This is a genomic window from Kribbella ginsengisoli (assembly GCF_039537185.1).
GTDB lineage: Bacteria > Actinomycetota > Actinomycetes > Propionibacteriales > Kribbellaceae > Kribbella > Kribbella koreensis.
Map to the genome: position 1 here is coordinate 1 of NZ_BAABAA010000032.1, position 15,295 is coordinate 15,295.

Annotated in this window: 11 protein-coding genes; 8 read left to right on the top strand and 3 right to left on the bottom strand. The window is 67.2% G+C overall.

The genetic code is table 11. The features are described from left to right. Positions 1–754: 754 nt before the first annotated feature. On the bottom strand, positions 755–2,101 hold the full coding sequence (locus ABD768_RS42695) for an MFS transporter (protein WP_344850661.1): 1,347 nt from the start codon (positions 2,099–2,101) through the stop codon (positions 755–757). On the opposite strand from ABD768_RS42695, the gene ABD768_RS42700 reads away from it, so the two are divergent. Then, positions 2,030–2,767, top strand: a complete 738-nt coding sequence (locus ABD768_RS42700) for a TetR/AcrR family transcriptional regulator (RefSeq protein WP_344850663.1) — start codon at positions 2,030–2,032, stop codon at positions 2,765–2,767. The genes ABD768_RS42695 and ABD768_RS42700 overlap by 72 nt on opposite strands. Here ABD768_RS42700 and ABD768_RS42705 read toward each other — a convergent pair. Next, a complete protein-coding gene (locus ABD768_RS42705) occupies positions 2,764–3,702 on the bottom strand; it encodes a slipin family protein (RefSeq protein ID WP_344850665.1) in 939 nt (312 codons plus the stop codon). The two genes, ABD768_RS42700 and ABD768_RS42705, sit on opposite strands and share 4 nt — an antisense overlap. A 107-nt stretch (positions 3,703–3,809) precedes the next feature. Beyond that, positions 3,810–5,051: a Gfo/Idh/MocA family protein gene (locus ABD768_RS42710; protein WP_344850667.1), complete on the bottom strand. Its 1,242-nt coding sequence runs from the start codon at positions 5,049–5,051 to the stop codon at positions 3,810–3,812. A 74-nt stretch (positions 5,052–5,125) separates the two neighbouring features. On the opposite strand from ABD768_RS42710, the gene ABD768_RS42715 reads away from it, so the two are divergent. From ABD768_RS42715 to ABD768_RS42745, 7 genes are all read left to right on the top strand, one after another. Then, complete coding sequence (locus ABD768_RS42715; protein WP_344850669.1) at positions 5,126–6,424, top strand: ROK family transcriptional regulator; 1,299 nt, start codon at positions 5,126–5,128, stop codon at positions 6,422–6,424. Positions 6,425–6,481: 57 nt separating this feature from the next. Next, positions 6,482–7,735 carry an ABC transporter substrate-binding protein gene (locus tag ABD768_RS42720; protein ID WP_344850671.1) on the top strand — a complete coding sequence of 418 codons (1,254 nt, stop codon included), beginning with the start codon at positions 6,482–6,484 and terminating at the stop codon, positions 7,733–7,735. Position 7,736: 1 nt separating this feature from the next. Then, complete coding sequence (locus ABD768_RS42725; RefSeq protein ID WP_344850674.1) at positions 7,737–8,639, top strand: carbohydrate ABC transporter permease; 903 nt, start codon at positions 7,737–7,739, stop codon at positions 8,637–8,639. Beyond that, positions 8,632–9,444 carry a carbohydrate ABC transporter permease gene (locus tag ABD768_RS42730; protein WP_344850676.1) on the top strand — a complete coding sequence of 271 codons (813 nt, stop codon included), beginning with the start codon at positions 8,632–8,634 and terminating at the stop codon, positions 9,442–9,444. Before ABD768_RS42725 ends, ABD768_RS42730 begins: the two co-directional genes overlap by 8 nt. Before the next feature lie 27 nt (positions 9,445–9,471). Next, entirely contained in the window at positions 9,472–11,208 is a 1,737-nt protein-coding gene (locus ABD768_RS42735; RefSeq protein WP_344850678.1) for a DUF4832 domain-containing protein, read from the top strand. Between the two features lie 17 nt (positions 11,209–11,225). Next, on the top strand, positions 11,226–12,656 hold the full coding sequence (locus ABD768_RS42740) for a DUF4832 domain-containing protein (RefSeq protein ID WP_344850680.1): 1,431 nt from the start codon (positions 11,226–11,228) through the stop codon (positions 12,654–12,656). Between the two features lie 2,390 nt (positions 12,657–15,046). Further along, positions 15,047–15,295, top strand: a 249-nt coding sequence (locus tag ABD768_RS42745; RefSeq protein WP_344850682.1) for a hypothetical protein, incomplete at its 3' end; no start/stop codon positions are given.

Below are 15,295 nucleotides of genomic sequence, written 5' to 3' on the forward strand. Positions count from 1 at the left end.
CAAACCACAGTGGGTCTGGGAGATGAACCACGATTGGCTGTTCCCGCCGGAGGAGCCTGAAGACGGCGACCCCGGCAAAGAGCCGGCCCCGCTGCCGGACGCTCCCACCCCGCCACCGGCACCCGGTGCCGCGCAACACCAACCCGGTCGCCTGCCACGCGCAACATCAACCCAGCCGTGCGCCGGAGCCATCGCGACGAACTCGCCACACCGGGCCGACTGCCGGGCCGCCACGCACGCACAACCCGCGCGAACCGGCCGACACGCCGGTGGCAAACGCGTACCCACCGAGTTACGCATGCGCCGACGGACCGGCCGGGCCGGCAGAGCGCCGGGCGCACCGGGAGCGGCGGCGTTGGGGGTGGCGGCTAAACGTCGGAGCCGGTGGTTGACGGGCGGCGGGTGATGGGGTGGCGGTTCGGGCGGACCGCGCCCACCGGGGGGCGGCCTCATTCGGGGGGCGCCGGAGCACGTGCGTCTCTCGAGGCGCGGGAGCACCGGCCTCGTTGAGGACGCCGGGGATGGCGGCGCTTGGGGGCGTGGGGGTTGCTGGGGCGATGGCGGCTGAGGGTCGGAGGCGGTGATTCATGGGTGGCGGGTGATGGGGTGGGGGTTCGGGCGTTGTCTTCGGGGACCGGCCGGAGTCTCGGGGCGGGGGTCGGTGCGAGGTGGGGTTGAGGACTGGAGGAGCAGTAGCGCGATGAACCGCGGCACATAGAGGCGCACTTGCCCTGCCACACTCCCTCCGAGTTGGTCACTCATCCCTCCCCCTTGCCGAGGTCAGTGCGAGGTCGGTGGTGGTGGTCGGGTGTCGCAGGATGGTGAAGGCAAGTAGTACGGCTCCGAGGAGTAGAGCGGCGCCGAGCGTCATCCCGAGGGCATAGCCGTCGTTGAGCGCCTCCGGCGTGGCAACCCCGCCGGTACGCCGATGCGCCGCAGTACCGAGGGCCGCCAACCCAAGAGACGCCCCGATCTGCCGAGAGCTGGCCAGCAGCCCGGACGCAGTACCCGACTCATGCGCCGGAACCCCTGCCGTGGCAAGCGAAACCACCTGCCCCAAGCAGATCCCGAACCCGATGCTCGTGACGATCGAGGGCCCCAGGAAGTCCGCATGGAACGACCCATCGGCACTGATCAGCCCGAACCAAGCGAACCCAGCCGACGTCAGCAGCCCGCCGATCACCAAGAGTGCCCGGGTACTGAACCGATTACCGAGCTTGATCGCCAGAACAGCCCCGACCACCACTCCGAAGGCAAACGGCAGGAACTCGATGCCGGTCCGCGCCGGTCCAGTTCCGAGCACCCGCTGGAGATAGAGCGACGCGAAGTAGAACGACGACGCCATCGCAGCCCCCAGCAAAAGGTTGTACGAGTTGGCCCCCGCAACCGCCCGATTGGCGAACAATCCCAGCCGGATCAATGGATCGCGAGTAGTCGTCCGCTCCACGTGGACGAAAGCAGCCAGCAAAGCGACCGCGATCCCCAGCGTCGTGAGCGTGGCCGCAGAACCCCACGCGTGCCGGTCGGTCCGCACGACGCCGAACACCAGCAAGACCATCCCCGACGTCGCCAGAACCGCACCCAGCACATCCGGACGACCGCGATCCCCCGAGCCGGCATCAGACCGCACACTGCGCCAAGCCATCACCAACGCACCGATCGCCATCGGCACATTCACGAACATCAACCAGCGCCAGCTCGCATACTCCGTGAGCAACCCGCCGATCAACACCCCCAACGCGCCACCCGCCGCATTCACCGCACTCCACACGCCGAAGGCTCGGGCACGCTCCCTGCCACTGGGAAAGGTCGAGGTCAGGAGCGACAACGCGGCCGGTGCCAGCGCGGCAGCACCGATCCCTTGCACAGCACGGGCAGCGACCAACTGACCAGCGTCCTGCGCGAATCCGCCCGCCAACGAGGCCAGCCCGAACAACGCCAGCCCGGACAACAGGACGCGCTTACGGCCGTACCGGTCGGCGAGTTTGCCACCGAGCAGCAGCAGGCCGCCGAAGGTGAGGGCGTACGCGTGGATCACCCAGGTCAGGCCGACTTCGCTGAAGCCGAGGGCGGCGCCGATCTGCGGCAGGCCGAGATTCACGACCGACAGATCCAGCGACACCATGAACTGCACGACGGCCACCGCGGCGAGGATCAGATCCTGGCGGGCGCCCGCCAGCTCATCGACCGGGACGGCTGGGAGCAGCTGACGATCCGCAAGCTCGCCGCTGAGCTGGGGGTCGGCCCCACGACGCTCTACCACCACGTCCGGGACAAGGAGGATCTGCTGCTCCTGCTGATCTCGGCGTACCTCGACAAGGTCCCGCACCCCGAGCTGCCCAGCGCGCCGCGCGACCGGATCATCACGGCCGCCATCGCGATCCACGACAGCCTCGCGGCCTGGCCGTGGACCGCCGAGGTGCTGACCGTCGACGGGTTCATCGCGCGGCTCAACGAGCCCACCCTCTGGTTCGTCGAGACCATCCTGGCCGGCGCGATCGACCACGGCTGTACGCCGCAGCAAGCCGTCCTGCTCTTCCGCAACATGTGGTACTACGCGGCCGGCGAGATCCTCGTCCGCGCCCGCACGAAGGACAAGGCCACCCCGCCCGACTTCGACGCCTTCTTCGAACGCCTCAACGAGGCCGACCTACCGCATCTCACGTCCGTCGCCCACCACTGGGACAGCTGGGCCGCCCCAGACACCTTTGCCCTAGGCATCGAAGCAGTAGTAGACGGCCTCCTGGCCCAAGCAACCTCGACCTAGGCCTGCCCGTTCCTCTCGGCCGGCTCCGGCTGTCCAGCCACGGCCGACAGCTCCGCGACCGGCGGAGCCGATGAGGTCAGCTCCTGCGGAGGCGCGTCGCCTTCGCCAGCTTCCAGTGCTGAGGCCGCTTCCGGCTCCGCTGCGGCCGGCTCCTCCGCTACCGCCTTCGGCTTCGGCGCTTCGGCAGGGGTGGAGCGTTCCAGGAAGCGGAGTAGTTCGACCGGGAACGGAAGTACCAGCGTTGAGTTCTTCTCGGCGGCGACCTCGACGACCGTCTGCAGCAGACGCAACTGCAGCGCCGCCGGATGATCCGCCATCACCTCAGCGGCCTGCCCGAGCTTCTCCGACGCCTGCAGCTCGCCGTCCGCGGTGATGATCCGCGCCCGCCGCTCCCGCTCGGCCTCCGCCTGCCGCGACATCGACCGCTTCATCGTCTCCGGCAGCGCGACATCCTTGATCTCCACCCGCTCGATGTGCACACCCCAATCGAGCGCCGGGCTGTCGATCATCAACTCCATCCCCTGGTTGAGCCGCTCCCGGTTCGACAGCAGGTCATCCAGATCGCTCTTACCGATGATCGACCGCAGCGAGGTCTGCGCCACCTGCGCGATCGCCGACAGATAGTCCTGTACGTCGACAGTCGCCCGGACCGGATCGATGACACTGAAGTACACGACCGCGTCGACGCGAACCGTCACGTTGTCCCGCGTGATGCCGTCCTGCGCCGGCACCGGCATCGTGACGATCTGCATGTTGACCTTCTGCAACCGGTCCGCGATCGGCACCAGCATGGCCAGCCCCGGACCGCGGATCTCCGGCTGCACCCGGCCGAACCGGAAGACGACGCCACGCTCGAACTGCTTCACGACGCGCATACTCAGCGCCGCGCCGATCAGGCCGAGGAGGACCGCGATGAAGACGATGTCGAGGATCATGTCCACTCCCCGCACGGATCGATGCCACCGGCGGGGTAGATCCGGGCCGGCCTCACCAAACTCGAGCGATCCGTGCCCTCCAACGATAGCTCGCATCCGAGCGGCTTTCAGGCGGTCAGCGTGACCACCGTGCCGCTCGTTCGGGCCTGCTCGGCGGCCCACACCACCCGATGCGTGGCGAGGCTGGCGCCGGCATCAGTGGGCAGCAAGGTCGGGTCGCCGGTCTGTACGGCGCGCAGGAACGTCGCAGTCAACTCCTGATCCCCACCACCATGCCCGTCACCATCGGCCTCCGGTACTGCGAGCAGCTCCTCCTCACCGGTCCGGAAGTCCACCAACCGGATCGTCTGCCCATCGCCGTCGAGGAACCCGTGCGTGCCGAGAAGCCTTGTCCTGCGATGCTCCATCGGCGTGAACGCGCTCATCGTGAACGAGCACGTGCCGCCATCGGGAAACTCCAGATTCACCACCTGATGATCGACAACATCGTTGTCACACGCATAGACACACCGCCCGTACGGACCGGTCCGCAACGCCTCGAGCACACCCGCCTCGGTGCGCTCGTCCGTCACCGCACCCAACGGCCAGTAGTGCCGATCCGGGTCGGCCAGGCAGTCGAGATAGAGCCGCTTCGCGGAGTACGGGCACGTGGATTCCAGCGGACAGTCGAGGCAACGCAGCGCAGCGCCCAAGGGACGCTCGGACGCCTTGAAGTGGGACAGGCTGCCGAACGAGCTGACCCGCGTCGGTACCGCGTCGAAGAGATGCACCAGCCAGTCGAGGTCATGGCACGCCTTCGTGAGCAGCATCGGCGCCGACGTGTCCGACCGCCGCCAATGCCCGCGGACAAAGGAATGCGCCTGATGCCACCACCCGACGGGCTCGAGGTGCTGGACGTTCACCAGCCGCCCGATCCGCCCGGAGTCGAGCAGTTCCTTCAGCATCCGGGTGTAGGGCGTGTATCTGAGCACGTGGCAGACCGCGAGGATGATCCCGTTGTGCTCGGCCGCTGCCGCGATCGCAGTCGCCTCGGCCTCGGTCGTCGCCATCGGCTTCTCGAGCAGCAGGTGGTACCCGAGGTCCGCCAGCCGCACGGCCGGAGCCGTATGCAGCTGGTCCTGCGTGGCGATGATCGCGGCGTCCGCCAGCCGGCCGGCATCGGCCAGGTCGGCCCAATCGGCGTACCGGCGATCGGCCGGTACGCCGAATTCCGCACCGAGTGCCGTCCGCCGCCCCGGATCGGGCTCGGCGATGGCGGTCACCCGGGCTGTCCCGGAAGCGACGGCACTCCGGGCGTACAGCTGTCCGCGGAGTCCGCCGCCGACCAGGGCTAGAGTCACGCTTGTCATGGATTCCTTTCCCCGAGATATAAAGGAGTCCATCATTATTGGCACTGATCGCGACGAACCTCAAGGGGTGGACGATGACCGAGGAACCGAGCGGTGGCGACCTGTCCAGACTGCGGCAGCTCAACGCGATGGCGGCGATCAGGGCGCTGCGCGACGACAAGCCGCTGACTTTGACCGAGCTGGCCAAGCGCACCGGTCTGTCCCGCGCCTCGACGGAGGACGTGATCCGGGAGCTGATCGGCCGCGGCTGGGTGGCCGAGGCAGAGCCGACCGCCGGTACGGTCGGGCGACCCGCGCGGCGGTACCGGTTCCGCGCTGACGCCGGACGGGTGCTCGGCGTCGACATCGGCGGTCACACGATCCGCGCCCTGGTCACCGACCTCGACGGCGAGGTGCTGCACTCCGCGACGGTCGCGGTGACGCCCGAACTCGGCCGCAAGGACCGCCTGGCCGCCATCGACCGCTGCGTGGTCGCCGCCCTAGCCGGCGCCGACACCACCCCCGACCAGATCTGGTCGACCGGCGTGGCCACCACCGGCCTCGTCGACGGCACCGGCAAAGTCATGCTCTCCGACTCCCTCACCGAGTGGACCGGCGTCGACCTCGCGGACCACCTGCGCCGCCTGGTCCCCGCCCCGATCCGAGTCGAAAACGACAGCAAACTGGCCGCCCTGGCCGAGTCCTGGCGAGGCGTAGCCCGCTACGCCAAAGACGTCGTCTTCCTGCTGGCCGGCGTCCGCACCGGCACCGGCCTCATCATCGACGGCAAACTCCACCGAGGCTTCGCCAACGCCGCCGGCGAAATCGGCGCCCTCCCAGCCGTCGGCTGGCTCAAAGCCCCCGACCACCTCCGAGCCTGGACCGCCAGCAACGCCGGCACCCGACCCGCCGGCGGCAGCACCGATCGCGGGCTCACCACCGGCAGCACCCGCACCACGCCTGCCACCGGCAGCTCCACCGCGCCTGCCCGCCCCAATCCCACCTCGCTCGCCCGGCCCGGCGCGGCCGCGGCGGGCGAGCGCGATGAGGGGCGGGGCGGGGCAGATGAGTTCAGCGATGTGTTCGAGGCCGCCCGGAGCGGCGATCGAGCTGCCACCAAGGCCGTCCGGCGGTATACCCGGGATATCGCCGTGGGGGTTTCAGCTCTGATCCTGACCCTCGACCCTGAACTGCTGGTGATCGGTGGCGGATTCTCCCGCTCCGCCGATGTGGTGATCGACGGCTTGCGCGGGGAGCTCGATCGGTGGTGTCTGCGGACGCCGGAGATCCGGATCTCGACGTTCGGCGACGAGGGGGTAGTGCTCGGAGCGGTGCGTTTGGCGCTCGAACAAGTGGAAACGAGCATGTCCGAAGGCGCCAACCCCTTGACATAATTTCAATGGACTCCATGATTAGTCCCAATCACCGGGATGTTGTCTGGAGGACCCAGGATGCGATTGTCGAAGAGGCTGAGCGCGCTGCTGCTCGGCGGGCTACTAGCGGTTTCGGCCTGTTCGGGTGGCGGCGACGACAAATCGGCCGCCGACCCGAACGCGAAGGTCACGCTCTCGTACGGCGTCTGGGACGCCAACCAGAAACCGGTGATGGAGGCCCTCGCCACCGAGTTCACCAAGACCCATCCGAACATCACCGTCCAGGTGCAGCTCACCCCGTGGGCCGACTACTGGACCAAGCTCAAGGCCGCCGTCACCGGCGGCGCCGCACCGGACGTCTTCTGGATGAACGGCCCGAACTTCCAGCTGTACGCGTCCAACAAGGTGATCGCGCCGATGCCCGGCCAGGCCGACCTCTCGGTCTACCCGAAGCCGCTCACCGACCTCTACACCTTCGAGGGCAAGCCGTACGGACTGCCGAAGGACATGGACACCGTCGGCGTCTGGTACAACAAGACGCTTTTCGACGCCAAGAAGGTCCCGTATCCGAAGGACGACTGGACCTGGGCCGACTTCAAGGACGCCACGGCCAAGCTCACCGACGCGTCGAAGGGCATCTATGGCACGGCCGCCCAGCTGGGCAGCTTCCAGGAGTACCAGTACGACACGATCGCCCAGGCCGGCGGCTATGTGATCTCGCCGGACGGCAAGAAGTCCGGGTACGACGACCCGAAAACCATTGCCGGCTTGACGTTCTGGACCGACCTGATCAAGAACAAGCAGTCGCCCGACCTGAAGACGATGACCGACACGACCCCGATCCAGCTCTTCGAGGCAGGCAAGATCGCGATGTACTGGGGTGGCTCCTGGAACGTCTCGGAGTTCACCGCGAACGCGTACACCAAGGGCAAGGTCGACGTCGCGCCACTCCCCCGCGGTGAGAAGCAGGCGACCATCATCCACGGGGTCGCCAACGTCGTCTCGGGCAAGACCGAGCACCCCGACCAGGCGTGGGAGTTCGTCAAGTACCTCGGCTCGAAGGACGCGGCCGAGATCCTCGGGCAGAAGGGTCCGATCCCGGCGTACAACGGAACGCAGACCGCCTGGGTCAAGGCGCATCCCGAGCTCAAGCTGCAGACCTTCCTCGACTCGGTCAGCTACGCCGTACCGTTCCCGGTCTCGAAGAACACGGCCGCCTGGAACGAGGCGGAGCTCACGTACCTCACCAAGGCCTGGACCGGTGAGGAGCCGACCGACAAGGCCGCCACCGACCTCGCGCAGGCGATGAACTCGCTGCTCGCCAAGGAGTGAGATGCGGCGACCCGGATCCGTCAAGGAGGCCTTGTGGGGGTACGCGTTCATCGCTCCCACAGGCCTGGGGATCGCGATCTTCTACCTCTGGCCGGTGCTGCAGACCGCGTACTTCTCGCTGACCGAGTGGGGTGCGTTCGGCGGCCATACCTTTACCGGCCTGGAGAACTACCGCCGGCTGGGCAGCGACCCCGAGGTCGGCCGGGCGCTGGTCAACACGCTCACCTACACCGGGCTCGGGCTGCTCAGCATCCCGCTGGCGATCGGCTTCGCGGTCCTGCTCAATCGCAAGGGCATGCGGTTCGTCGGGCTGTACCGGACCTTGTTCTTCCTGCCCGTCGTGACGATGCCGGTCGCGATCGCGATGGTCTGGCGGTGGCTCTACAACGGTGACTACGGGCTGATCAACTACCTGCTGTCGCTGATCGGGATCGACGGTCCGAACTGGGTGGCCGATCCCGCGACCGCCCTGTATGCGCTGGTGGTGGTCGGTATCTGGGCCAGCGTCGGCTACAACCTGATCATCTTCCTCGCCGGACTCCAGGCGATCCCCAAGGAGTACTACGAGGCTGCCGCGATCGATGGCGCCGGGCCGTGGCGGCAGTTCTTCCACGTCACCCTGCCGCTGCTGTCGCCGACCGCGTTCTTCGTGTCGGTCGTGTCGGTGATCGGGTCGCTGCAGCTGTTCGACCTGGTCTACGTGATGGCTGGGGCAGGCGCCGGCGCTCGGGCGAACCCGGCGTTCCCCCGGCTGGAGACCGTCGTCCAGTTGTTCTACGACCGGGCCTTCGTCACCAACGACCGTGGCTACGCGGCCGCCATCGTGATGATGCTGCTGCTCCTCATCGTCGTGCTGACCGCGATCCAGTTCCGGTTCCAGAAGAGGTGGGTGCACTATGCGTAGCAAGAACGCCCCGGTGCACACGATCCTGATCGCCTCGGCGCTGGCGATGGTGGCGCCGTTCGTCTGGCAGATCATCACGTCGCTCAAGTCGCTGAGCAGTGCGACGAGTGTCCCGCCGTCGCTGTTGCCGGAGGGGCGGTGGGACAACTACAGCAAGGTTTTCCAGGTCCTTCCGTTCGGTCACCAGTTCCTCAACACGGTGCTGATGGCTGGGCTGCGCACGATCGGGCAGGTGCTGTTCTGCTCGATGGCCGCCTATGCGTTCGCGCGGCTGCGGTTCCCCGGCCGGAACATTCTCTTCGGCGTTCTGCTGTCGGTGCTGATGGTTCCGCCGCAGTTGTTCATCATTCCGCAGTACCAGATCATGTCGTCGCTGGGTTGGCTCAATTCGCTGCAGGCGTTGGTGGTACCGGGGCTGTTCAGTGCTTTCGGGGTGTTCCTGCTGCGCCAGTTCTTCCTCGGGCTGCCGAGGGAGCTCGAGGAGGCCGCGGCGATCGACGGCGCTGGGCCGGTACGGATCTACTGGTCGATCGTCTTGCCGCTGGCCCGGCCGGGGCTGGTCGCGTTGGCTCTGCTCGTCCTGCTGTGGTCCTGGAACGACCTGTTCTGGCCGCTGGTGGTCAACACCGACCCAGACAAGATGACACTCTCGGCCGGACTCGCCTCCCTGCAAGGGCAGTTCCAGACCGACTACCCCGTCCTGATGGCCGGCTCGCTGCTCGCGTCGCTGCCCATCATCGCGATCTTCACGTTGTTGCAACGCCAGTTCATCCAGGGCATCGCGACATCTGGAATCAAAGGCTGACCCCTTTCACTGGAGGACCTACCGCCCATGAGGTCTCTGAAGACGCTCGCCGCTGCCGTCGCCGGCAGCCTGCTCGCCGCCCTTGCCATCACGTCTCCCGCCTACGCCACGATCAGCGGCCAGTCCGCGACGAACACCGCGACCACTGTCACGTACCAGTTCGGCTTCACCGGCGCACCGACGTACGCGCGGACCTACATCGACGCGGATCGGAGTGCGTCGACCGGCTTCGCAACGGGTGGGGTCGGTGCTGACTACCTGCTGGAGAACGGGAGTCTGTACCACCACAACGGCGGCGGTTGGAGCTGGACGCTGGTCGGGGCGGTCACCTTCTCGAACACCGGCGGAGTCGCTCGCTGGACGGTGAATCGCTCGAGCATCGGTGAGACCGCAACGCCGAACGATGCCGATCTGGTGTTCCAGGTGGAGTCGCCGCTGGAGACGTCGGCGAAGTACACGCAGGTTTACAGCGGGGGCGGCGGCTCGGGTGACGTGACCTACCCGGCGGCGACCGACAACTTCGCGAATCCCGAGCGCGGGCTCTATCACCACACCGGTGACTGCGACAAGACGGACTTCTCGCTGTCGACGCTGCAGAGCTATCGGACCAGCCAGGGGATCTCGCTGGTGATGTGCGTGTTCTACCTCGCGGAGTACAAGAACTCCGCGATCGCGCAGTCGGCGCTGGATCAGCTCCAGCAGCAGCTCACGACCGTCCGGGCCGCTGGGCTCAAGATGGTGCTGCGGTTCGCGTATACGACCTCGACGGCAGGCGACGACGCGCCTTTGAGCCGGGTGCAGTCGCACCTCGATCAGCTGGCGCCGTACCTGAGCGGCAACAAGGACGTCATCGCGGTCATGCAGGCGGGCTTCATCGGTGCCTGGGGTGAGTGGTACTACACGCAGAACTTCGGCAACGCGGGCACGGTCAGCTCGGCCGACTGGGCCAATCGGAAGGCGGTCGTCGACAAGATCCTCAGCGTGCTGCCGTCGGACCGGATGGTCCAGCTGCGGACGCCGAAGATGAAGCGGACGATGTACTCGACGTCGCCGGTCGCGGCCGGTTCGGCGTACAACGGATCGTCGTTGTCCAGGCTCGGTCACCACAACGACTGCTTCCTGGCCAGTCCGGACGACTTCGGGACGTACGAGAACACCTCGGTCGAGTATCCCTATCTGCAGTCCGACACGTCGTACGTCGCGATGGGTGGCGAGACGTGTGGCTCGAACCCGCCGCGGTCGAGCTGTCCGACGGCTCTGTCTGAACTCGCCGGCTTCCACTGGTCCTTCATCAACACCGATTACGAGCCGACCGTCCTCAACTCGTGGAACACCGGCGGTTGCCTCGCGGACATCACCAAGCGCCTCGGCTACCGCTTCACCCTGCAGACCGGCACGCTCCCGACGACCGCCACCCGCAGCGGCAGCCTTCCGATCTCGATCACCCTGCAGAACAGCGGTTTCGCGACGCCGTACAACCCACGTCCCGTCCAGCTCGTACTACGGAACACGTCGACCGGCGCTGTGACAGCACTCGCCCTGAACACCGACCCCCGCAAGTGGACGGCCGGCGCGACCACCACGATCTCGCAAACCCTCACCGTTCCCTCGAGCCTCCCTGTCGGCTCGTACGCCCTGCTCCTCAACCTCCCCGACCCACAGCTGTCCAGCCGCCCCGAGTACTCCGTGCGCTTCGCGAACCAGTCCACCTGGGAAGCGGCGACCGGCATGAACTCGCTCCTGCGCACCATCACCGTCAGCTAGCCTTCAAGGAGTCCATCGTGAACCGGCCCCGCCTGAGACAGCTCTCCGTCGCCATCGCTCTACTGAGCCTGGCCCTCCCCACCCAGGCCGCCGTTGCCCATGGCAACGGAACGACCACTCGCACCTACACCGCCTCCACCGATGTCATCGCCAACCCTGAGCGCGGTTTCTACCACCACACCGAGACGCACTACTACGCCGACGGCTCCGGCTATGTCCCGCTCGACGCAACCACCCTGCGCAACTTCCGCACGTCTGAGAACATCACCCAGATCCTGCGCGTCTTCTACCTGGAGAAGTTCGCCGGCCAGGACAGGCTCGACAAGGCCTACCTGGACAAGGTCCGCGCCGACTTCACCACCATCCGCGCCGCCGGCGTCAAGGCGATCGTCCGCTTCGCCTACGCCCTCCCCGGCGAAGGCTGGCCGCCACCCACACCGTACGGCGACGCACCCCTGGCCCGGGTGTTGAAGCACATCAACCAGCTCACCCCGATCCTGCGCCAGAACTCCGACGTCATCGAGCTGGTCCAGGAAGGCTTCATCGGCCTCTGGGGTGAGGGCTACTACACCGACCACTTCTCCGACCCGACCGACCCCAGCATCGTCACCGACCAGAACTGGGCCGATCGCAAGGCCGTGACCGACGCCTTGCTCCGAGCACTCCCCCGCGACCGGATGATCCAGGTCCGCACCCCATACATGAAGCAACGCACGTACGGCGTACCGACCGGCACTGCCGGTGCCCTAACGGCCGACCAGGCCTACAACGGCACCCCTCTGGCCCGAATCGGCCACCACAACGACTGCTTCCTGGCCAGCCCCGACGACTTCGGCACCTACCTGAGCGACCCGATCCAACTGGACAAAGACTTCGTAGCCCAAGACAGCAAGTACCTCCCCCAGGGCGGCGAGACCTGCGCCGTGAACTCTCCCCGCTCCGACTGGCCCTCAGCCTCCGAGGAAATGGCCCGCCTGCACTTCTCGTTCCTCAACACCGACTACAACCACGACGTGCTGGACACCTGGGCCGACGGCCTAACGGTTGCCAAGAAGCAACTCGGCTACCGCTTCACCCTCGTCAACGGCACCTACCCCACCTCCAGCCGCCCCCGCCGCAACCTCCCCATCACCCTGAACATCCGCAACGACGGCTGGGCCAGCCCCTACAACCCCCGCAAGGTCACCCTCATCTTCCAAGGCGCCCACCACACCTACACCACCCCGGTCCCCACGGACCCCAGGCGCTGGCTCCCCGGCACCACAACCACCCTTAACCTCAACCTCCCCGCCCCACCCACCCCCGGCACCTACCGCCTCCTCCTGAAAATCGCCGACCCCCAACTCCCCAACCGTCCCGAATACTCAATCCGCCTAGCCAACCAAAACACCTGGCACCCCACCACCGGCACCAACGACCTGGCCACAACCCTCACAGTCACCCACTGACCAACACCGCCGTCGTCTGGCGCTGCCCTGAAAAGTCAGCGCCAGACAGGCCGCCCGCTCCCATCAGGTCCACCCGCGTTCCTGATGTCCTCAACTCCCCGAAACTCCACCGGCACCGCACTCCCCGCCCGCACCGCCTCCACCGCCGACTCCGGCGCATCGGGCCTGATCGTGAACCCCACCGCGGTGAAGTCACTGTTCGGCCCAGCTGAATTCACCACACCCCTGTTGGCTCTCATCAGCGCCCACGCAGCCGCTACGAGTTCAGTTCGGCTGTAGACAGCGTTGCGAATCGCCACCGGCACCACCTGACTCGCCACGACCTGCTTCAACTCAGCCGGCGGCGCACCCTTCCAATACACGACCACGGTCTCGCGATCCCTGAGAATCCGAACCGTCCCCGCATCGGTACTGGGATGCTCCACCAGCCACCCCATCACAGCCTGAGCCGCTTCGTCCGCGGGCGTCGGCAGAATCTCCCCCGCCACAGCCCCTTCCGGATCCCGAGGAACCTTAGGGTCACGACCACCAGACACCATTCCCCACCCCCAACGCCACACCGATCGTCTGCAGTATGAAGCTCACCTCCCAGGTCGTGAACCCCAAACCAACCAGCCATCTGCCGCTCCTCCCCCTGGGCTCGGCCTAGTCCGCCACCACAAGCCGTTCGACCTCACGCCCACGAACAGTCGGCTCCTGCGCCGTCCTGAGGATCGGGGCGCCAGTCGTTCGCCTGGCGACGGTCGTACCAATAGTTTTCCTGCCAGAAGCCTCTCGCATCCCTAGCAGTCGTGGATCCAAGAGGTAGTTACCGAATGCCGGGCAGTCCGGTTGGTGCCCGGCGTCTGACACTGTCCGCCCAGGGGTCGAACGCCACAGCCTCGCTCGCAGCGAGAGAGGAGACATCGGGACCGGACTGACTCCGCGCGAGATTGGCACCACCCCCGAGCCCCCCAGACGACGCCGCCGTACCGCCAGTCCTGTCACCCACCCTTCGCCCCCACAGTCTCGTCGCCGCCACCCACAAGACGTCGCCGCCACCCACGAGACGTCATCGCGACCCACAGGACGTCGTCGCGATTCACAGGACGTCGTCGCGACAAGGCCAACCCCAGCCCGAAGTCGGCGCCGATCTGATGTCCCCTGATGCCGCGCAACGTGCGGACCCGTACCGCCAACTCCGGACGAGCCTCAACACTGCGCGGTGGCACGACGCGGTCACGTCATACCCGTCAGCAGTCGCCGCCACCTCGGCTCGCGTACGGCGGGAACTTCTACGCGGTCCAGTCGCTGGAGCAGCTCGCCACTGCCGAGACAGCCGTTGTCGCACCAGCGGCGCACAGGTGGATCCTGTGCCCAGCCTCTGCCGCTGCAGAAAGCGAGCCATGCCCCTGAGCGAACAACCAACGATCGAAATGCCCGACGGCAACCAGGCGAAGACACTCCACACCCAGCCCCACCTGCGCACCTCACGACCGAAACCTCGGTCGTCGACAAGATGTCCGATCGCAATGGCAGGCCGGCCGTTGCACCTGGTCTCAGACGCCGTTGCGGCTGGTCTCAGGCGCTGTTGCCGCTGGTCTCATGCGCCGTTGCGGCTGGTCTCAGGCGCTGTTGCCGCTGGCCTCAGGCGCTGTTGCGGCTGGTGTCAGGCGCTGTCAGCCTCAGCCCACGGGTCAAACGCGGCTGCTTCCTCGGGTGCGGCCCACGGGACGGTGCCGCCACCGGCGCAGCTCCGAGTAGGCGTGCTGGCCGATCCAACTACCCCAGTCGAAGTACCCGCAGCTGGCGAGCCGTCGCCCCACGGATCGACACCAGCACTGTCCTCGCCAGCGCCCCACGGGACCTCATCCCGACAAGACCAACTCCACTCCCGAGCCAATGCCGAACCTGGCGCAGCCGCCGCCCCAGCCTCGTGACCTGCCCCGGTACCGGAGCCAGAGCCGGTGCCGGAGTCAGTGCCAGTGCCGGTGTTCACCGGTACTTCGTCAGCCGCCGGCGGCCGCATCCAGGAGCCAGCGTCCGCCGCCGCGGCTGCCGTGCCCGCGCCGGTCGATGGAGACCAATCCTCAGCATCATCTGCAGACCAAGGCCCAGCACCACTCGCAGGTGTCGTATCCGCCCCTGGCAACTCAGACCAGGGATCGGCGTCAACCATCGCCGACGATGCACCCGGGCCGGACCGTCCCTTCGTGGCGGGCTGTGCGCCCGGACCCGGCCGTGTGTCCCGACCAAAGCCTGTGTCCATAGCAGACCGTGTGTCCTGGCCAGACCGCGTGCCCGCGCCAGACCGTGCCTCCGTCGCGGACCGTGTGCCCGGGCCAGGCTGTGCGTCTGTCGCAGACGGTGGAGCTGGTGGCTGGGGATCCGCGCTTGTCGGTGGTGCGGCCGTGGCGGTTGACGGGACCCAGGGGGTAGTGGCCGTCGGCGCGGGTGCGGTGGCGGGGGTGGTGCTGGGCTGGTTGAGTTTTCGGCCGGTGTTTCGGGGTGGCGGGTCGGCCCACGACGGGCGGGTGACCTGGACCTGGTTGTTGATGATGGTGATGGTCCAGTGGCCGTCGTGGAGTGAGTTGTGGTCGACGCGGCAGAGCAGGACGAGGTTGGTGAGGCTGGTGACTCCGCCGTCTTGCCAGCTGATG